The 19,533-nt window shown below is 36.1% G+C and carries 16 protein-coding genes and 1 riboswitch; of the genes, 2 read left to right on the top strand and 14 right to left on the bottom strand.

Features of this window, described 5'->3' with window-relative positions; translation table 11 throughout:
* Positions 1-54 precede the first annotated feature (54 nt).
* The 7 genes from IGJ93_RS03790 to IGJ93_RS03760 form a co-directional block, all read right to left on the bottom strand.
* Positions 55-438 (bottom strand): YccF domain-containing protein, encoded by a 384-nt coding sequence (locus IGJ93_RS03790; protein WP_067483938.1) that lies wholly within the window; start codon positions 436-438, stop codon positions 55-57.
* A 234-nt stretch (positions 439-672) separates the two neighbouring features.
* A complete protein-coding gene (gene asnS, locus IGJ93_RS03785) occupies positions 673-1,971 on the bottom strand; it encodes an asparagine--tRNA ligase (RefSeq protein WP_067483937.1) in 1,299 nt (432 codons plus the stop codon).
* A gap of 33 nt (positions 1,972-2,004) precedes the next feature.
* Complete coding sequence (locus tag IGJ93_RS03780) at positions 2,005-3,201, bottom strand: pyridoxal phosphate-dependent aminotransferase (RefSeq protein WP_270492731.1); 1,197 nt, start codon at positions 3,199-3,201, stop codon at positions 2,005-2,007.
* A gap of 19 nt (positions 3,202-3,220) precedes the next feature.
* Complete coding sequence (locus tag IGJ93_RS03775) at positions 3,221-3,748, bottom strand: DUF5590 domain-containing protein (RefSeq protein ID WP_071869146.1); 528 nt, start codon at positions 3,746-3,748, stop codon at positions 3,221-3,223.
* 52 nt (positions 3,749-3,800) lie between these two features.
* Positions 3,801-6,581, bottom strand: a complete 2,781-nt coding sequence (locus IGJ93_RS03770) for a helicase C-terminal domain-containing protein (protein ID WP_071869147.1) — start codon at positions 6,579-6,581, stop codon at positions 3,801-3,803.
* A gap of 373 nt (positions 6,582-6,954) precedes the next feature.
* Positions 6,955-7,155, bottom strand: coding sequence for a cold-shock protein (locus IGJ93_RS03765; protein WP_002288762.1), 201 nt, complete (start codon positions 7,153-7,155; stop codon positions 6,955-6,957).
* Between the two features lie 712 nt (positions 7,156-7,867).
* Positions 7,868-8,989, bottom strand: a complete 1,122-nt coding sequence (locus IGJ93_RS03760) for a hypothetical protein (RefSeq protein WP_067483932.1) — start codon at positions 8,987-8,989, stop codon at positions 7,868-7,870.
* A 502-nt stretch (positions 8,990-9,491) separates the two neighbouring features.
* Here IGJ93_RS03760 and IGJ93_RS03755 point away from each other — a divergent pair.
* The gene (locus tag IGJ93_RS03755; RefSeq protein WP_067483930.1) at positions 9,492-10,799 is read left to right on the top strand and encodes a serine hydrolase; all 1,308 of its coding nucleotides are present in this window, start codon (positions 9,492-9,494) and stop codon (positions 10,797-10,799) included.
* 168 nt (positions 10,800-10,967) lie between these two features.
* Positions 10,968-12,167 carry a YdcF family protein gene (locus IGJ93_RS03750; protein WP_095803471.1) on the top strand — a complete coding sequence of 400 codons (1,200 nt, stop codon included), beginning with the start codon at positions 10,968-10,970 and terminating at the stop codon, positions 12,165-12,167.
* Between the two features lie 330 nt (positions 12,168-12,497).
* Here IGJ93_RS03750 and IGJ93_RS03745 read toward each other — a convergent pair whose 3' ends face one another.
* The 7 genes from IGJ93_RS03745 to IGJ93_RS03715 all read right to left on the bottom strand — a co-directional run bounded on the left by IGJ93_RS03745 (position 12,498) and on the right by IGJ93_RS03715 (position 19,530).
* Positions 12,498-13,763 (bottom strand): voltage-gated chloride channel family protein, encoded by a 1,266-nt coding sequence (locus IGJ93_RS03745; protein ID WP_270345137.1) that lies wholly within the window; start codon positions 13,761-13,763, stop codon positions 12,498-12,500.
* A 54-nt stretch (positions 13,764-13,817) separates the two neighbouring features.
* Positions 13,818-13,882, bottom strand: a riboswitch (Fluoride riboswitch).
* A 41-nt stretch (positions 13,883-13,923) separates the two neighbouring features.
* A complete protein-coding gene (locus IGJ93_RS03740; protein WP_067483924.1) occupies positions 13,924-14,571 on the bottom strand; it encodes a FusB/FusC family EF-G-binding protein in 648 nt (215 codons plus the stop codon).
* 450 nt (positions 14,572-15,021) lie between these two features.
* Positions 15,022-16,446 (bottom strand): helix-turn-helix domain-containing protein, encoded by a 1,425-nt coding sequence (locus IGJ93_RS03735; protein WP_285701090.1) that lies wholly within the window; start codon positions 16,444-16,446, stop codon positions 15,022-15,024.
* A 6-nt stretch (positions 16,447-16,452) separates the two neighbouring features.
* Entirely contained in the window at positions 16,453-16,902 is a 450-nt protein-coding gene (locus tag IGJ93_RS03730; RefSeq protein ID WP_083571982.1) for a hypothetical protein, read from the bottom strand.
* Position 16,903: 1 nt separating this feature from the next.
* Positions 16,904-17,659: a class A sortase gene (locus IGJ93_RS03725; RefSeq protein WP_071869154.1), complete on the bottom strand. Its 756-nt coding sequence runs from the start codon at positions 17,657-17,659 to the stop codon at positions 16,904-16,906.
* Positions 17,640-18,722 carry a DUF916 and DUF3324 domain-containing protein gene (locus tag IGJ93_RS03720; protein WP_095803469.1) on the bottom strand — a complete coding sequence of 361 codons (1,083 nt, stop codon included), beginning with the start codon at positions 18,720-18,722 and terminating at the stop codon, positions 17,640-17,642. The genes IGJ93_RS03725 and IGJ93_RS03720 overlap by 20 nt, the downstream gene beginning before the upstream one ends.
* A 58-nt stretch (positions 18,723-18,780) precedes the next feature.
* Positions 18,781-19,530 (bottom strand): WxL domain-containing protein, encoded by a 750-nt coding sequence (locus tag IGJ93_RS03715; RefSeq protein WP_095803468.1) that lies wholly within the window; start codon positions 19,528-19,530, stop codon positions 18,781-18,783.
* Positions 19,531-19,533 lie beyond the last annotated feature (3 nt).

Raw genomic sequence — 19,533 nt, 5'->3', positions numbered from 1 at the left:
TTCTTGTCAAAAATAGCGGACAAAACGATTTCCGTTTTGTCCGCTATTTGATCGTTACTCAAAATAATAGTGATTACTTGGAACAATTTCTGCTCCAAATGGCATCAATGCCAAACGAGCTAATTTGAATGATTGCTTACCAAATGGGATTCCCACAATCGTAATGCACAAAATCAAGCCACTTACAACGTGTGTTAGCGCCAAAGGGAGACCTGATACAATCAACCAAATCAAATTGACAATCAATGAAAAACCACTTTGATGATAAACGACTTCTTTTCCAAATGGAGCAAAAGATAGAGAAGCAAGTTTAAAACATTGTAACCCAATTGGGATTCCAACAATTGTTATACACCATAATACACCGGCAATCAGCCAGCCAAGTCCACCAACTAATCCACCAAAAATAAACCATAAAATATTTCCTAAACAGCTCATACTATTCTCCTTTGCCAAAGTTACTTGAATCTATTATCGCATAAAATGCCAAAAAGGAAGCATGAAAGTTTCGTCATGCTTCCTTTTTAAACTCTTTTTATTAAGTTGCGTTCTTATTTAAAGTGTTCCTAAAGCAACTTCCTCCCAGTAAGTCTAAATTTCACAAAAATATGGAAAACTATTTTTAGAAAAGCATCCTTATTGCTTGAAGCTAATCGCTTGGAACCACAACCTTTATGGATAAATACGGTTCAACAAACGAGGGAATGGGATTGCCTCACGCACGTGATCAATTCCTGAAATCCAAGTAACCGTACGTTCTAGACCCAAACCAAAACCTGAATGAGGTACAGAGCCATATTTACGTAGGTCAAGGTACCAAGAATATTCATTTTCATCTAAGCCATGTTCACGAATTTGTTCTAGTAAAAATTCGTAATCAGTTGCACGTTCACTGCCTCCAATGATTTCGCCGTAACCTTCTGGCGCAATCATATCTGCACAAATCACAACATCTTCACGTGTAGGATGTGGTTTCATGTAGAAAGGTTTGATTGCTTTTGGATAGTTCAAAATGAAAACAGGTTGTTCAAATGAATTTGCAATAAACGTTTCGTGTGGTGAACCGAAGTCCTCGCCCCACTCAATATCATCAAATCCATTTTTCTTCAATAGTTCAATCGCATCATCATACGTGATACGTGGGAAAGGTAATTTAGTATAAGACTTCAAGACTTCTTTATCACGTTCCAGTACATCTAAAGCATAATCACAATTATCTAAGACACTTTGTACTAAGAAAGCCACATATTTTTCTTGGACTTCCAAGCTTTCTTCTTGATGAGTAAAGGCCATTTCTGGTTCAATCATCCAAAACTCAATTAAGTGACGACGTGTTTTTGATTTTTCTGCACGGAATGTTGGTCCAAATGAAAAGACTTTTCCAAATGCCATTGCAGCAGCTTCCATGTATAATTGACCACTTTGAGAAAGATACGCTTTTTGATCAAAATAGTTTGTTTCAAATAAGTCGGTTGTGCCTTCTGGTGCTGAACCAGTCAAAATTGGTGGATCAATTTTAACAAATTGATTCGCATTGAAAAATTCGTACGTTGCACGAATGATTTCATTTCTAATTTGCATAATTGCATGTTGACGTGATGAGCGCAACCATAAATGACGGTGATCCATCAAAAAGTCTGTACCGTGTTCTTTCGGTGTGATTGGATAATCATGACTTTCACCAACAACTTCGATGTTAGTAATGCCAATTTCATATCCAAATTTTGAACGGCTATCTTCACGAATTTCACCAGTAACAGTGATTGCTGTTTCTTGATGTAAGTTCTTAGCTGTTTGGAAAACTTCTTCTGGTACCTCACTTTTGACAACTACGCCTTGGAAAAAGGCTGTTCCATCTCTTAATTGAAGAAAGGCAATTTTTCCGCTTGAGCGCTTGTTAGCAACCCATGCACCAATTGTCACAGTTTCTCCTACATGGTTTTTCGAATCAATAATTTGAATTTGTTCCACGAATGACTCTCCTTTTTTCTTCCTGTTTTACTTTCAGGATTCATTTTGACTTTTACTCTCAATAAATTGAGCAATCCTTAACACAGCTTCTTCAAGCGTTCCAAGATTTGTCGCATAGCTCAAACGAACATTTTCACTTGCACCAAATCCTTCACCCGTAACTAAAGCAACGCCTGTTTCTTCTAACAGATCTTCGACCCATTCTGTCACATTGCTATACCCACAAATAGTTAACGTTTCTTTCACATTAGGGAACAGATAGAAAGCGCCTTGCGGTTTCGCAAGTTTGACTCCTGGCAATGCTGCCACTAATGGATACAAACGGTTGAGACGTTCTTCAAACGCCTGACGCATTTCTTCTACCGTATCCTGTTCTCCTCTTAATGCCTCAACTGCAGCATACTGACTGACTGCTGTTGGATTGCTAGTCGATTGTGATGCAATCGTGATCATTCCGTCAATGATTGCTTGATTACCAACTGCATACCCAATCCGCCAACCAGTCATGGCATATGTTTTTGAAACACCATTGATGATAATTGTTTGTTCACGAATTGCTTCACCTAATGTGGCAATTGGAGTAAATTCATTGCCATTATAAACTAAACGACCATAAATATCATCTGCAACAATCAAAATATTATTTGCAACGGCCCATTTTCCAATCGCCAACAGTTCTTCTTTGGTGTAAATCATCCCTGTCGGATTAGACGGTGAATTAATAATCACCGCTTTCGTTTTCTCAGAACGAGCAGCCTCTAACTGCTCCACTGTCACTTTGAACTCATTTGCTTCTTCTCCACGAACAAAGACTGGGACACCTTCGGCTAATTTGACCTGCTCCCCATAACTTACCCAGTAAGGAACAGGGATAATTACTTCATCTGAGGGATCAAGAATTGTTTGAAAGAGCGTGTATAAGGCAAACTTTGCTCCGTCAGTAACAATGGTCTGTGAAGATTGATAATCAAGTTGGTAATGCTGTTTTAAATAATCAACAATTGCTTGGCGCAACTCTGGAATTCCAGCAGTTGGTGTATAATAGCTTGCTTTCCCATTTTTGATTGCTTGGATTGCAGCTTCCTGAATATTCTCAGGTGTTGCAAAGTCTGGTTCACCTACTGTTAAGCTTAAGATATCTCTACCTTGGGCTTTCAGTGCTTTTGCTTTGGCTGCCGCTGCAAGTGTTACAGAAGGCTCTAAACGTTGTGCTCTCTTAGATAGTTCCATCCTTTTCATCCCTTCACAGTTAAATATTTTGAATGGTTTTCACTTCATCGCCTGATTCAAATGTAATAAGGTAATAACTTAATGAATTGTCCGTACCTTTAGCGACAACTTCCCAAACAGGCTGATCTTCAAAAATCCCTAGTGTTGCTTTTTCAATTACGGCTTCTGGATGTGCTTCTTGGATTTTTTGTTTGGCTTCTTCTTCTGTTAAACCTTTATTTTGATCCAAGATTTTCACCTTATCACCAGATTTTGGAATGACGACTACAATTTTTTGATTTTTGTCATTCGTCCCCATTAGTGAAAAATAAGTTTTTTCACGCGTATACCAGTAAAACTGATCGACATTTTCCAAATTCGCATATTTTTTTGCAAGAGCTGTTGCTTCTTTTTCCGCCTGTGCATAAGGGCGATTTGATCGCAAATAAAAAATCGAACTAAAGACGATTACTGCTAGTAAAAATACGATCAAACTAAGCAACACGCGATTAATGGTTCTTTCTCTTTTTGATTCTTTCTTCAAGGATCGTCGCTCCTTTATCTTCATTGCATTTCATTATACCAGATTTTTCTCTCAAAATAGGAAGATTACTTTGACTTTATTCTTCGTTTTTTGTTAAGAATTCACTGATTTCTTGGTAGATTACATCAATTGGTTCTTCTTGGACTTTTACTTTTTTCGGTAGAGAACGTAAAATTCTTCCACCATATCTTGCCGTTAACAACCGACGATCTAAAATCAATAACACACCACGATCAGTTTCAGTCCGAATCAGTCGTCCCAACGCTTGGCGTAATTTCAAAGCTGCTTTAGGCACTGATTCCTGATAAAAAGGATTGATTCCTTCTGATTCAAGATAGGCATTTCTAGCTTTTACCATTGGTCGTTTTGGATTATCAAAAGGTAGTCGTGTGACAACAACAATTTGGAGCGCATCTCCGGGCAAGTCGACACCTTCCCAAAAGCTATCAGCACCAAAAAGGACACTCATTTCTGACAACATGAATCGCTTCAATAATTTTTCGCGACTTCCACCAAATCCTTGTGCTAATATTTCTCTGCCTTGTTCCAGCATTCTCATATGCATTTTTTGATAGACTTGTTGCAAAATATCATGCGAGGTGAACAAGACTAAAATAGGTCGCTGTTCTCGTTTAATCAATCCCGTTAGTGTTTTGGTCAAGTATTCGATATATTCCTGACTTGTTACCTGATTCACTGCGGGTGCTTCTGTTGGCAAATAAATTCTGGCTTGGCTTTCATAATCATATGGTGAGGCAATTACTTTCAATGGTGTGCCTTCAATACCCAGTCGTTTTGAAAGATAATTCCGATCCGGTCCAATTTTCAAAGTACCACCAATGTAAAGAATGTGTTGATATCTTGGATACCAAACTGTTGTAGGTAATAACGCTGCTTGAAAATCATGTAGATGAAACATCAATTGCTGTGGACCAGTTCCAAGCACGACCCAGTGAATCAACTGTTCACGCCAATCTTCCAACCATTGCTCCATAAATTGTTGTTGCGTATCTAATTGGTCAAATAAAGCATACAAATTGGCTAGATCCAAGCGCATTTGATTTGACCAGCTTTCTTGAATGATTTCCAAACTTAATTTCAATTGTTCATGAAGCTGATAAATTTCCCGATAGAATAATTGCAGATGATCAATCGCAATCCCTGCCTCAAATGGTAATTCATCTAATAATTCTTTCGTTACCATGACCTCTTCTTGATGACTGTTTCCGTTTTGGTTCAACAACTCCGTCAGACCTTCTGCAATCGTGAACTGTGCCTCACATAAAGAAACTAATTCCTGCCGGTAAATCTGTAACCAACGAGTCACTTCATGATTATCTGGCAAATAACTGCTCATGCGATCAAACAATTGCCCTTCATCATTCAACTGCTGTACTTGTTTATAAAAATGTGCCACACTCAATCTTCGATCATTGATTTTCTCAGCAATTTCAGGCAAATGATGCGCCTCATCAATCAACAAATAGGGGCTCTCAGGTAGTAATGGCTCTTTACGCAACGTTTCTTGGACTAAAAATGCATGATTAACAATCAAAAAATTACTTTGTTTTGCTTTTTTCAATAAAAAGCGAACAAAATCTTGTTCGTAAAATGGCTGATTTGGTGCTAAAAAATGAACGCCACGATGAGCAATATCGTGGAAAAAGACATGGTTCAAATTCGTCAAATGTAATTCATCTAAATCACCGGTTTGTGTTTGTGTCAGCCAAACTAAAACCGACATTTGATACAATGCATATTGTTTTTGACTTGGTGCTTCGTTCAGTGTCGCTTTCAACCGTTGAAGATCAATATAATGACGAAAACTTTTGATGATTGTTGCTTGAATCGGTTGATCCAGTAATTGGTTTAGCAAAGGAATGTCTTTCTCGACGATTTGTTGCTGAAGGACTAGTGAAACAGTACTAATAATAGCTGGTTTCTCAGGTGTTGCCAAATAGCTTAGTGGTAACAAGTAGCCAATCGTTTTCCCCATTCCAGTCGCAGCTTCGATCATCAAGTTTTTTTGTTCCTCTTTTTTAGTGAAGTGATCATATACTGCATTCATCAAACGATTTTGTTCTTTACGATACATCAATGTTTCGCCAAACATTCGCTCTTTTGCCTGTTTTTTTCTTGGATAAGTTTGTTTACCGTAGTGAACCTGGGAAAACAGCTCCACTTGTTTCTTCTGTAGTGCAATCCCATCAATAATCTCAATCGAATCATCTAATGGCTGGACTTGCTGTTTCATCTCTTCAACAACACGTGCGATGAATCGGCTCGTATCCATCCCAGTGTATTTACTTAGCCGAACGATTTCTTCCAACGTAACTAATGGCAACTGACGCATGCGTTCTTCAATCAGTAAAAGGAGCTGACCAGTCACTTCCGCATCGCTGTCTGCCTGATGTGGATTTTCATGAATAAATCCTAAACTTTCAGATAAATCGCTCAAGCGAAAACTTGGTTCTGTTGGTAAAAAAATCTGCGCTAATTCAACCGTATCAATCCCCGGAATCTTTAATTCTGGAAGACCACACCGCATCAATTCTTGATTCAAAAATTTATAATCAAAGTAAATATTATGTGCGACAAATACTGTTTCTGCTAAGAGATTGTAAATCGTCGGTGCGACATCTTCAAAATAAGGCGCACGCTGGACGCGTTGGTTCGAAATTCCTGTTAAATGTTGGATTTGTTTTGAAATCTTTCGCCCCGGATTAATGTCGATCGAAAAGCGGGAAGTAATTCGACCAGCTTCAATCATGACGCAGCCAAATTGAATAATACGATCTTCTTTTGGGTTCGTCCCAGTCGTTTCAATATCGACGACTGCATAAGTTGTTGGTTTCAAAATAATTTCCTCTTCTCTTGCCGCTTCATTTACTTTTTTAGTACGGGTGTTTCTTTTGAAATTATACTACAAAGAAGAGGCTGCGACAAAAGTGTTTCACCTTAAAAAGAAAGAACGAACGTTCAAAAATGATTCACACTTTTTTTATCCACCTTTTCTTCCCTTCTCAAAGATTTTTTTCCTTGCTGGCTAACTTTCGTAACAAAAAAAGGCTGAGAATTTTTATCCTAGCCTCTCCCTTTTATTTTTTCTGTAAAAAATTGAATCGTTACTGATTGGATCAAAAAAAAGAATCAACTCTGACACAATAAAAAAGCTTGGAATAATTATCAAAAGATAACTACTCCAAGCTTTTGTTTAATTTATAGGTTAATTAAGCTTTAGTAACGTTAGTTGCTTGAGGTCCACGTTGACCTTCTTCAACATCAAAAGTTACTGCTTGGCCTTCTTCTAAAGTTTTGAATCCGTCGCCTTGGATAGCTGAGAAATGAACGAATACGTCGTTTCCGTTTTCTGCAGTGATAAATCCAAATCCTTTTTCTGAGTTAAACCATTTAACTGTACCTGTTTCCATAATAAAAATCCTCCTTGTGTTTCAAACACATATTTTGCAATTACTTGTATGGTGAATATCTGGAAGATGTTTATTTGAAACAAGCTACCATAATTACCGAACAGAAACTACGACTATTAATATACCATACATCTATTGGAATAGCTAGAATTTTAGAACATTTATTTAAAAAAACTCCATTTTTTTCACAATTCCCACCTTAAGTAGAACTCGAACAATTTTCTTTGAAGTTTTTTGATTATTAAGAAAGGAAACGGATACGCAAAAAAAAAGAACAAGAAGCCAGCGTAACGTCTGACTTCTTGTCCATAGTAAAAATAAGAGAAATAACACAGCAAGCCTTTTCTAATACTTAAAAGCAGGTCATTCTTAACTGTTCTTTGTGCACTATTTTCAGCCTTATTTTCGTGGTCAAATCAAAAATCCTTTTTGTTATCTATTAAAGTGGATGGGCTTCATTCGCGCCCTTTTTCTCGGTGTTCCCCAAGCAGCTTCTTCGACAATAAGTCTTTTTTTCATAAAAACATGAGTAGCTATTTTTAGAAAAAATTCCTTATTGCTTGAAGCTGAACGCTTGGAGCCACAACCTTTCTCTCGGTGTTCCCAAAACAACTCCTCCACATAGCTTTCATCCACTTCAAAACATGAGATGCTGTTTTGAATGGCTGCTCACTATCTTGTCGAAGCTAAACGTTTTGTGCTACAACCTTCCTTAATAGCGCAAAATTGCCACCAAACTCTTTTCATCTGGCGATTCTTTTTGATCTAAGATAAAGACTTGTCCACCAGTTTCAATGACATCATCCGCCAATTGATTTAAAACTTGACGGCGATCATATTCCGTTTCCGGATCTTCACCAAAGCCATCGACTAAATTAGAAGTTGCAATAAACAAATGCGAAATTTTACCTTCTTTCGCCGCTGGAACAATATCCACTAATTGATCAATGAATTTTTTATCCAACAATTTGTTATAACTTTCAGCTTCTTTATCTGCCAATTCTTTTGACAAACGTTGCGCGCCAACCTCAATATCTTTTAATGACAATTGCGCTGGTGAAGCTGAGACAGCAACATCTGAACGATAGTCTGGATTTTTTGCTACTTTTTTGAAAACAGCTTGATTTTCAGGTAAGGCAAATAAATAAATTGGCCATTTTTCTGGATTTTCAAATGTATCACGTAAATAATTATCTACCGCTTGATAATAGTTAATCCAATCGATTTTGACTTCTTCATCTTTCGTGCTGACTCCATGGAACGTCACACCTTCTTTTGAATTCCCTGCTTTACCACTCGTAATAAAGTTTAGATTTCCACCTGTTAACTCGTCGCCCAAAGCTGTTACGATATCTACTGGTGCATCTTCTGGTAATTCGATTTCTTTGACCAACTTGTTGCTTACTTCATACAACTTCATGGAATCGCGATTCAACCCTAATAAATAATAAGAATAGTTGAATTGCGCATTTTTAATGATTGCCAATAAATAAGGTAAATCACTAACATAATATTGATCATCAACTGGAATACTTAAACGGTAAATATACGATTGCTCTTCATTTAAGACAACTGCCACACTTTTTGTGCCACTACGCCAAAATGAAGCATCATTTAGGATTTCCTCAATCTTTTCTTTAAATGGAGTCCACTCATGTTTTGAGTATTTTTTTTCAAAACGTTTTTTGGCTTCTTTCGCAAAATTTTTAAATTTGATTTGATCTTTTTCAACATCTTGATGTGAAACGTGTGTATTCAACATAATTGTTACAAACGGACCTTTTGCACCTTCTGAAGCTAATTGAGACAACAATTCTTTATCGATTTTTGTCATAAACGCATCCCTCCTAAAAAAATCATTCCTACATTTAAAGTCTACCACAACAATTTTTTTCAACCCAATAAAACGAATTGCAACCCGCAAGCGTTTTCTCATTTCTCAATAATTCATGTTTTGTTCACATTTAAACCATTCTTTCCTCTAAACTTCTCAGCAAATGATTCAAAATTTACTATTATGATTAAGTTATCAAATAGAAAAACTTCAAAAAATGGATTGATCACTAACTTAAATGAGGTGAAAAAGATGCAATTACTAATTATTTTTAGTTTATTGAGTATGATGAGCTTATTCGCATTTGTCGCTAGTCGTGTCGTTGAACTTGACCCACAACCAGTTAAAATACGTGTAAAAAACGATTGATTTCTACTATAATTTTGACTCTACGTCTCCTGATTTACTAACATCTAAAGTTTTTTTCAGAAACATTGAAAGTCCCCACACTCTCTGATAAAATTTTAATTTGTACGAAAAGAAATCGATAAGGAGACTGAATATGTCCATAAAAAAAACACGGTTAGTTGTTCTGCTTGCTAGCCTCATCTTATGTGTTGCCTCCCTTTTCCCCACATTAACTGTTAGGGCTGACGACACGTTTTCTGTTGGCGCCAAAGCGGCCTTTGCAATTGATGCCGAAACCGGCAAGATTTTGTATAACCAAGATGGTGATACACCGATGGGAATTGCCTCAGTCACAAAAATCATTGGTCTTTACATTATCCTTGACCAAGTTAAACAGGGAAAGCTTGCTTGGGATGATGAAGTATCCATTTCAGATTATGCGGAAGAATTAAGTGTTACACCAGATCTATCAAATGTGCCATTGCACAAGGAAAACACGTATACTGTCAAAGAACTTTTTGATTCTGCTGCAATCCAATCTGCTAACGCATCAATTGTTGCACTTGCTGAAAAAATTGCTGGTAGTGAACCTAAATTCGTTGAGTTGATGCAAACACAATTAAAAAAATGGGGTATCACAGATGCTACTTTAGTCAATGCTTCTGGACTAAATAATAGCTATTTGGGGGATAATCGCTACCCAGGAAGCTCTGAAACAGACGAAAATCAGCTTTCTGCACGTGATGTCGCTATTGTTGCTCGTCACCTGATTCTAGATTATCCAGAGATTTTAGAAGTCACTAGTACTGCGACTCAAATGTTTGGTGAAGATACGGTTTCCCCAGTTGAGATGGTTAACTGGAACTGGATGCTTCCGGGATTTATCAACCACAAAGAAGGCGTTGATGGATTAAAAACTGGAACAACTGATTTGGCCGGTGCCTGTTTTGTTGGTACGATCAAAAAAGATGATCGTCGTGTAATCACCGTTGTATTAAATGCTGATGGCCATGAAGAAAATCCAAGTGCTCGCTTTACTGCTACTGCAAACTTAATGGACTACTGCTATGACAACTGGTCAGAAAAAGAATTAGGTAAAGCTGGCGCAAGTATTCCAGACATGAAAACAATCGATGTTCTTGATGGTAAAGAACAAACTGTTCCAGTCGCACTTAAGTCACCAGTTAAAGTTTGGGTTCGTAATGACATGGATACAGGAAAGTTAACCATTACACCTACACTTGCAAAAGATTCATTAACCGATCAAAAAATTCAAGCACCTGCAGACAAAGGAACAAAAGTCGGTACTGCTACAATCACTTTAGCAGATGACAAACTTGGCTATTTAGATGAAAAAGATGCACCTGCAACTGATATCATCACAACTGCTAAAGTTGAAAAAGCGAATATTTTCGTTCTTGGTTGGCGACATGTCGCTGAATTCTTTACAAATCTTTTTTAATCCTAAGTAAAGTAATCTACAATTCATTAAGCGTGAGAAACGTTTGTCACACGACAACGGCTCTCACGCTTTTTTATTTCGCTCATTTTCTTTCAATTTTTTAGTTTTATTAAAAGCTTTTTTAGAGAAATTTCGTTATACTTAATGAATGAAAAAGGAGTTGAACTTATGAATTTAACCAGAGATCTAGCTTTTATGGCTCTCTATTTTTTAGGCATTGTTGGTATTTATTATTGGCGGAAAAAACAAAAAGATCCTGCACTTTTTTTCTATGGTAGTACATGGTCCTTTGGTGTATTACTGACTTACTTGATTGTATTAGAAATTTCCTATCACTCACTCTTTTTTATGATTCCCTTATTCTTTTTTAGTGTCTTTGCCTTTTTTTATTTTACGGAGAAAAGGCGACTACTGAATGGGTGGTTGTTTAATTTATTTCTGATCAGCTTCGGTATTTACTTAGTCATGCTTTTGTTTGAAACAGAGAATGTTTTCATTGGTGGATTGCTTGCACTGATTGCTATTCCCCTTCTTTTAATCCTGTTGTTTGGATTATATATATTGATTGTCGTTTTATTTTGGAATGGCATCGTGGTATTAAAAAAAGAATCACATTCACTAGCGAATTTGTTGACATTATTGCTTGGTGTTTTCTTAACCATCTTTTTGTTAACTGAACTTTTCTTACTTCAATATCTGCCACAGTGGGCAAACGTTTTGTTCAGTGTTGTACCCATGATTTTATTCTACTTGTTTGTCGTATTTTATAATTTCTTGACGATTTCTGTTCTATATCAATTCAATCGTCCACGGTTCAACCAAGATTTCATCATCGTTTTAGGTGCTGGACTTTTGGGTGGTGAAAAAGTATCACCTTTACTTGGTCAACGAATTGATAAAGCAATTGCCTTTTATCGAGCGCAAGAGCGAGCAACACTTAATCCACCAAAATTATTGATGTCTGGCGGACAAGGAGCTGACGAGAAGTTGCCTGAAGCTGTTGCAATGAAGAATTACGCGTTGAAAAAAGGCATTCCGGAAGAACAGATTATTGTTGAAACAAATTCAACGACTACTTTAGAAAATATGCGTTTTTCTAAGGAAATCATGGATCGTTTAATGAAAGGCCCTTACCAAGCAATCTTCAGTTCAAATAACTATCATATTTTTCGTGCAGGACTTTATGCGCGACAAGCACAACTCAAAGCAAACGGAATTGGTTCAAAGACAGCTTTATATTATCTGCCAAATGCTTTTCTAAGAGAATACATTGCAATCTTGATGCTGAATAAAAAGCGCCATCTCATTATGTGTTCGTTGATTTTCGCTTTTGATTTGTTGCTGGTGTTGGTAACACTGTTTAATTAGGTTGTGGCGCAAAACGATTAGCTCCGACTAGATAGTGAGCAGACACTCAAAATAGCTTTTCATATTTTGAAGTGGTTGCAAGCTATCTTGAGGAGTTGTTTTGGGAACACCGTGTATTAGGTTGTGGCGCAAAACGGTTAGCTCCGACTAGATAGTGAGCAGACACTCAAAATAGCTTTTCATATTTCGAAGTGGTTGCAAGCTATCTTGAGGAGTTGTTTTGGGAACACCGTGAATAAAGGGTTGTAGCTCCAAACCTTAATTACTCAACAAAAAATATCCACAAAACAAAAAGCAAGTCGAAGTCCGAACTGACCTCGACTTGCTTTTTTATTTCCTTTTATTGCGGAATGATTCAAGAACAGGTGTAAAAAAGATTCCCTTTTTTATACTAACCTGTTGTGCAGAATAAATACCATTGTTGCCAGAACACATAAAGCTAACTAGACAAATCAAAAAGAAATACACGGCTGCTTCACTACCAAACAATTCAACTCCCATAATAAAGCAAGCTATTGGTGTATTCGTCGCACCAGAAAACACACCAATGAAACCAAGTCCAGCTAAAAATGGAACAGAGACATGTAAGATTGGTGCCAAACTTGCACCTAATGTTGCACCAATTTCAAACAGGGGTGTTACTTCCCCACCTTGGAATCCAGCGCCCAAAGATAAAATAGTAAAACCCAGTTTTCCTAAAAAATCAAAGGGGTGCGCATTACCATTAAAAGCATCTTGCAGTAAAGGTAAGCTTAAGCCAAGATAACGTTGTGTTTGCAAGACAACAGCTACCAAAACAACAATTGCTCCACCCATAAAGTTTCGTAAAACAGGATTCGTAAACCAATTAGCATAGACTTTTTTCAAAAAGACGATTGAACGACTAAATACCCAGCCACAAAGACCAAAGACAATTCCTGCCAACATCAATTTACCAAATAAACTACCACTCCACGCAGGAATTTCTCCCATTGGATAATGGACGTGAACAATTCCAAAACTTTCTGCCATGAGATTTGCAAAAATAGCTGCAAAAAAGCTTGGAAATAAAGCCTCTGTCCGAACTTTCCCAATTGCTAAAACCTCTAAGCCAAACAAGGTTCCTGCCAAAGGTGTGCCAAAAACAGAACTAAATCCTGCACTGATTCCACTGATAATCAAGATTTCTCGCTCTAACTGATTCAGTTTAAATACACGTGATAAGTTATCTGCTAATGCGCCCCCCATTTGAACAGCCGTTCCTTCACGACCAACTGATCCACCAAATAAGTGAGTCGTGATTGTTCCAAATAAAGTCAATGGAATCAATCGTAGCGGAACTCTTTCTTCCCCACCATTACCTTGATCGATAACTAAATTATTTCCACGACTTGAATTCCCACCATAATTTGTATATAAATAAGCAAAAATAGCACCACTTACGGGTAAAAGAAATAATAGCCACGTATGGGTCAAGCGCAAATTAGTTACAAACGTTAAACTGTTTAAGAAAAATGCTGAAAGGCTTCCCATTACCACTCCTAAAATGGCCGTAATCAGTAGCCACTTCAGCATATAGCCTCCTATTCTTAACACATTTGTTGTTTGTTTTTCCATTAAAACTCCTCCTAAAAAAAAGACACCTACTAAAAAAGAGGACACTTATCCCGTTTTTTAGTAGGCGTCATTAGTTTATTGATAAACGTTTAAAGGCGAACACCATCACCTATTCACTTCATTTAAAAATATAGCATGATTTTCTGAAAATGACAATCAACTATCGTTCTTTTTTCACGCGGTGAACAAATTCATAAAATGGCTCAAGTTGTACCAATTGATGATTACACATATCGCTATCGTGACAAATATAATTGCCTTTTTTTGTATAGGTACCGTCTGAACCAGACTTTGTCGTTGAAAGAAAGAGTGAAACATTCGATGTTTTCTGGCAAATAGCACAAATTCCTTTTGTAATGGTTGGTGATAGACTGCCGTAATCTCCTTGGAGTTTTCCTTCTTCATAGTAAAGCAAATACTTTCTTTGACTTCCCGGATCGTTGAACCCTACATAAGTGTGTTCTCTAAGATCATATGCTGACCAGGTTGGTTGTTTCAGCTTTTTCACTTTCCGAAAAATTTTGTCAACTTGTTGCTTCGAAGGTTGCTCAAAAGGTATGACATAGGATTTCAGTTCTTCCAACGCACGCTCCGCTTTTGCTCGTGTTAGCGTGACATTCATTACGATTGCTAAAAAATCGGTGATCTCAGGTAATTCTTCCTGAATGACAGAATGAATTTTTTCAGTTGCTAATGCTTGAACTGTTTGAACCGTTTTCGGATCGTTCACAGAAGAATAAGCATTAAGTAATTGTTCTACTTCACGTTGAATAAAATAATATTGATATGGTTGGATTGTTTGTTTCATTTTAAGAGTCCTTTCTTCTTTCAAAAGTCATACTTTGAAGAAAAAAGTTGTTTCAACAAAGCATGTCGTTACTTGTTCAAACCCAACTCTTTTAAATAAGATACGTTAGTGTGCATCTCATCATCACCCCCTTTAATGGTATTGATCTATGTACTTGCTTAAATGGTCATCTGTAAGTAAACACCAATTTCGCTTTTTCGTCAATCATTGCTTGTGATGTGTTCCTCTTCAAAGAAACATATCCAGATTCCTTCGACAGGTTTCAGACGCTTTCCACATTTTGAACACATCGACTCTTTTCTCTTCCATACTCAAACTTCAGACAATAAAAAAGATGGACAAAACGTGCTTGCGTTCTGTTCCATCTTTTTGGCTAAAAAACATTTTTCGATGTTTGGCTACTGATCAATAGCTAAAAGTCTTTTTTTGGTAACAATACTTGTACGAGTATTAGTTGTTTTGACTATTCTTATATTTTTCCTCTTGGATTTTCAACAAAATCTTGGTAAGATTCCCCCAATCGACGGGGCGAGGTGGATTTAACCAGACGACAACTTGTGGAGAACTTTCCCCATACAAATTATTCATGTTGGTAATAACTACATCTGTATAAGCTGATTGTTCATCATCAACGACCTCTACATTTAGATTGATATATAAACCTAAGTTTTCCTTGATAAATTGGTTATAAGCAGATCCGTAAGAAAAATCGATACCGACTTTTACCGGATCAGAAATCAATTTGATCGGTATATAATTGATTACTAACATCAAGTAACTAAAAAACAGAAAAATTTTATCTCGAGATAATTCTTTGTACTCTTCCGTTAATAACTTGACATAATCTAACAAATAGAAGTAGAACTCCGGATAATTTTGCCTAAAAAAATAAATATTAATAGTAAATTCATCAAATTTATTGATAGGATAATACAGAATATTAAAATGAATTTTACTTAGTTCTCTACGAATTTCCCAAGTATTTTCTTCTTGAAGCGGCTTAAATCGTTCTTCAATTTTTTGGATAAAGTGATCATTTAACTGTTCGATACCCTCGTCTTTATTGTTTTCGATATACGTTCGATCTACTTTATCATTCAGATAAAGCCAAATCAGAACTAGATAGCCAAAAGTAGTTGAAGATATTTTTAATAACTTTTTTATTTTTGTAACGTCTTCTTCAGAGAAAAAATGGATAATGTTTTTACAAATCTCTAACTCTTTTGACTTCTCTGCTAATAAATTGACAGATAGATAATGAAATAATTTTTTCTTTTCATAAACAGACAAAGAATATTCATTACTTAATAAAAAAATAAATTGATTTGTTTGATCGATGACATCTCCCGGATAAACTTTCGTATAAGAAATATCTGTAACCAGAAATAATTGATAATAGAAAATGACAATATTCCTTCGATTTCCGTATAATTTTTTTTTATCAAAAAAAATCTGATGCTTCTTCAACACTTTTTTTAGCTCTTGCAAGATAGTATACGCTGAAGAATAACTGATATGGTGCTCATCTGCAAAAACTTCAAGGGTAGTGTAATCTTCTCGAAAAAATTCAATCAATAAATCTAAATAAATGGATCGTTTGATATAATTTGACAATAAAAAACCACTAGAGTAATGGCCATCAATCTCTAAAGAAACTTCTGTACCTGTCGCAAGAATCTTTAAATGTTCACTTATACCTAGCTCATCAAGATCATCATTTAAGTTTTCAATCGTTTTTTTCAAAAGGAAAGTTGATAATGATAATTCCTCTTGGATTTTCAGTATTGATTCTGACAAATTTGAGCTTTCTTCCAAATATTTAAGTAAGGAATAACTGCGATAGTCCTCTTTGCTCAAAAAAAACTCATAATTCATTAGTAATCAGCTCTTTCTTCCATATATTGCTGTTCCCACTAATTCATCAATCAATTGGAAATAAAATAGATTATCGGGGTCTGGGTCGTCACCATCAAGACCACCATTTTGTATAACATCTTTGTTGACATTAAATAGTTCTTTCGTTAAATAAATTTTCTTAGTTGGTTTCTTTTGAGCCTTTTCATTTGTTACTGAAGTTGTAGCAGAAGATTTTTGTATTTCTTTCGATTCCTTACTACTCTCTTGTGTTTCAGATACTGTTTCAGAACTATCTTCGATTGAAACAACGGCTTCATTTTCATGTGTATTTTCCAGTGGTTGGACTTGTTGATTAGGGTTTGTTGGGTCATAAATAGGATGCTGATTTTCTTCTCCATATACTACACTTGTTGCTTTTAAAAGGGAGAGAATAATAGAACTCCACAATAAAATATTTTTATACTGATTCATCATTTTATACGTATCGCCAAATCACATAGCTACCTATACCTAATGCAGTGAACATTATGAAAAGAGGTATTAAGCTATATTTCACGATACTCCTTTGTAATATTTTTTTATTTGGTGTCACATTATTCTTAGTATTCTGTAAAGTTTCTTGTTCTTCCCGATCAACTAGTTTTGCAGTCACTACAATTCGTTTATCAGTAAGCTCAGGCTTATCACAAGTAATGAGTGTTAACTGAGGTATGTTCGTACTTTCTAAAACACTAAGATTCGTTTCATTGACTGTTTCCTTTTTAATTACTCGATATTGTATCTTGTTCGTTAGATAGGTCACAGTGATTTTGTCATTGACTTGTAAATTTTGAATATTGCCCAATAGTAGCTCCGTCATGCTTAAATGATGACCCAAAAGTACCAAGTTATCCTTTAGAACATTACGCTCTGGATACATAGCCCCTACACCAAATAACATTTGTTGATTGTTTAAACCAGCAAAAATAGGTATTTTTATTTTCTGGCTGGGAATGTTTAGTTCTCCGATAGCTGTTCCAAGATTTTTGGAAGATGCTGTTAGATAACTTTCAATTGTCGGTAAAACGATTCGTTCATTCGGGTTTACTACTGGCAGTTCTTCCTTTGTTACTACTTTTGTCTTTTGAATTTTTACGATTGTAATTGTATTTTTAATAATAGGAAAAGAAATCAAACATACACCCATAATAAAAAGTAAATTGATAATGATTTTAAGTTTGTTCTTCCTCATGTTTTTTCTTTCTCCAAATCAACCAAAGTATCAGCAACAACATCAATAACAAGAAAATGATTCCTATCAGGATATAAAGTTTAGTATTATCTTTTTTGATTGTGACATCCTTCGCATTTAACTTCTGAGCAACATCACCAGCAATTGTAAAATCTTTTTCAAATTCCCAATAGTTGGTGTAGTTAACAGTCGTGTTCTCTTTTTCTCTAGTAAACTTTCCTGACTCATTTTCATTTCCAAATACAGTCATTTTTAGATTATACTCACCTGGTTCCAAGGCAGCACCACCTAGAGAAGTAGGAAAAGAAAAGTTGCTGTTTGGTGCAATCTGTAAATCTTCTTTATCTTCACGGTATAAAACTTCTGAGCGACCTTTTTTTGTAATTTTGGTTTGAATACTCACTTGGTTGATATACGTTTTTTGATCATTTTGGATATTCGCTAAAATGACATTTCTAGCATTGATTTGCCCAGGCTCAACCTCATGAAGAATTAAATTAGGTGCCACTTCATTTAAGTTTTGGCGCATCAGTAAAGCTACAACATAAGAATACTCATTTTTGATTGATAATCCTTGCTCATCTTTTTCCTTTTGTTTCTCTTCATCTTGAACTTCTTTAAATGTAATCCCACTAGCCAGTACGCCATCAAATGTTTCATTTGGCATCGTAACTTGGAAGGTAACGGTTTGATTACTATGAGGTTTCAAGGTAACTGTTTCTGGATAGTCCACATAATCTTCCAGATTAAATGTTAGGCTACTATCTTTTTTTATCTCATTTTTTCCATATTCAACTACTACATTTGAATTAGTCGTAGCACTATTTAGTGAAACATCAATTTTAACTTCTTTATCCGTATCATTTCGCAAATTAACGTTTAACTTTTCTTGTTGATTTGGTTCGAGCTGGATATCAAAATAAGTTTTTTCCTTGTCAATTTGATTTGCAGGTGTTATCGGCGTAACCGCGAAATTGAATTCACTGGCAGCTATCGTTTTACTGCTAGCAAAAACACTTAAAATAACTAGTGCAATTGTGAATAGTATTTGTTTTCGTTTCAATCAAACCACTCCTTACCAATAGATAAGAGACGAGAATGATTTCTCGTCTCTCAAGGCATTAATTTCCTGGTACGTCAGTCAGTGTCCATGTTAACTTAGTTGAATATTTTTCAGCATATTTTGTTGTTGAACCTGGGACACTTAGTTCAATGCTTTCACTAGCTGTTGTAGCAGTTCCCCAAGTGTAAAGGTACGTTCCAGCACCGTTTCCTACACTGGCTGCCATAACATCAGATTGTGAACCATCTGCATTTAAAACGATTGTTTCTGGTCCAACTGGTTTACCTGAATCAGATGCTGTCACTACACGCCCATTTTTGAAACTAATTGTTGCACCAGTTAGTTCTTTTCCTGAAGTAGATGTAAATTGACCTTCTTGATTCACTTTCAATGACCAGCCAGCCTCTGTCCCACGATTATCAGTCACTTGAACATAATTGGGGCCCTCTTTCACTTCAGTTGATGGATTACCCTCTGCATCTAAGGTTTTATACTTTTGTGATGCAGCAAAGTAAGTTTGGTCTTTCGAAGTGATTTTTTGTACACCAAAATCTAAACTTGAAGCATAGTCAATTGATAGTGGACCATTTGTTCCAGGATTTGGTCCATCTGGATCCGTTGGATCGATTGGATTTACTGGACCTGTTGGATCCGTAGGGTCAACTGGATCGGTTGGGTCTTCATTTGGTACGAATTCTACCACACCGTTTGAAGTATAAACGCCACCGTCAGCTGCAAAAGTAGTTACTGGTACAGTTAGTGCGCCTAGGATAATTGTTGACATAAATAATTTAGTTGATTTTTTCATTTT

Origin of the sequence: Enterococcus sp. DIV0174 (genome assembly GCF_050529065.1) — a bacterium.
GTDB lineage: Bacteria > Bacillota > Bacilli > Lactobacillales > Enterococcaceae > Enterococcus_B > Enterococcus_B thailandicus.
This window is presented reverse-complemented; position numbering and strand designations above follow the sequence as displayed.

Bases quoted from the DNA above. Each gene is read 5' to 3' on its own strand.
- IGJ93_RS03790 (WP_067483938.1), bottom strand. From the start codon at position 438: ATGAGCTGTTTAGGAAATATTTTATGGTTTATTTTTGGTGGATTAGTT.
- IGJ93_RS03780 (WP_270492731.1), bottom strand. From the start codon at position 3,201: ATGGAACTATCTAAGAGAGCACAACGTTTAGAGCCTTCTGTAACACTT.
- IGJ93_RS03775 (WP_071869146.1), bottom strand. From the start codon at position 3,748: ATGAAGATAAAGGAGCGACGATCCTTGAAGAAAGAATCAAAAAGAGAA.
- IGJ93_RS03765 (WP_002288762.1), bottom strand. From the start codon at position 7,155: ATGGAAACAGGTACAGTTAAATGGTTTAACTCAGAAAAAGGATTTGGA.
- IGJ93_RS03760 (WP_067483932.1), bottom strand. From the start codon at position 8,989: ATGACAAAAATCGATAAAGAATTGTTGTCTCAATTAGCTTCAGAAGGT.
- IGJ93_RS03755 (WP_067483930.1), top strand. From the start codon at position 9,492: ATGTCCATAAAAAAAACACGGTTAGTTGTTCTGCTTGCTAGCCTCATC.
- IGJ93_RS03750 (WP_095803471.1), top strand. From the start codon at position 10,968: ATGAATTTAACCAGAGATCTAGCTTTTATGGCTCTCTATTTTTTAGGC.
- IGJ93_RS03745 (WP_270345137.1), bottom strand. From the start codon at position 13,763: ATGGAAAAACAAACAACAAATGTGTTAAGAATAGGAGGCTATATGCTG.
- IGJ93_RS03740 (WP_067483924.1), bottom strand. From the start codon at position 14,571: ATGAAACAAACAATCCAACCATATCAATATTATTTTATTCAACGTGAA.
- IGJ93_RS03735 (WP_285701090.1), bottom strand. From the start codon at position 16,446: ATGAATTATGAGTTTTTTTTGAGCAAAGAGGACTATCGCAGTTATTCC.
- IGJ93_RS03730 (WP_083571982.1), bottom strand. From the start codon at position 16,902: ATGATGAATCAGTATAAAAATATTTTATTGTGGAGTTCTATTATTCTC.
- IGJ93_RS03725 (WP_071869154.1), bottom strand. From the start codon at position 17,659: ATGAGGAAGAACAAACTTAAAATCATTATCAATTTACTTTTTATTATG.
- IGJ93_RS03715 (WP_095803468.1), bottom strand. From the start codon at position 19,530: ATGAAAAAATCAACTAAATTATTTATGTCAACAATTATCCTAGGCGCA.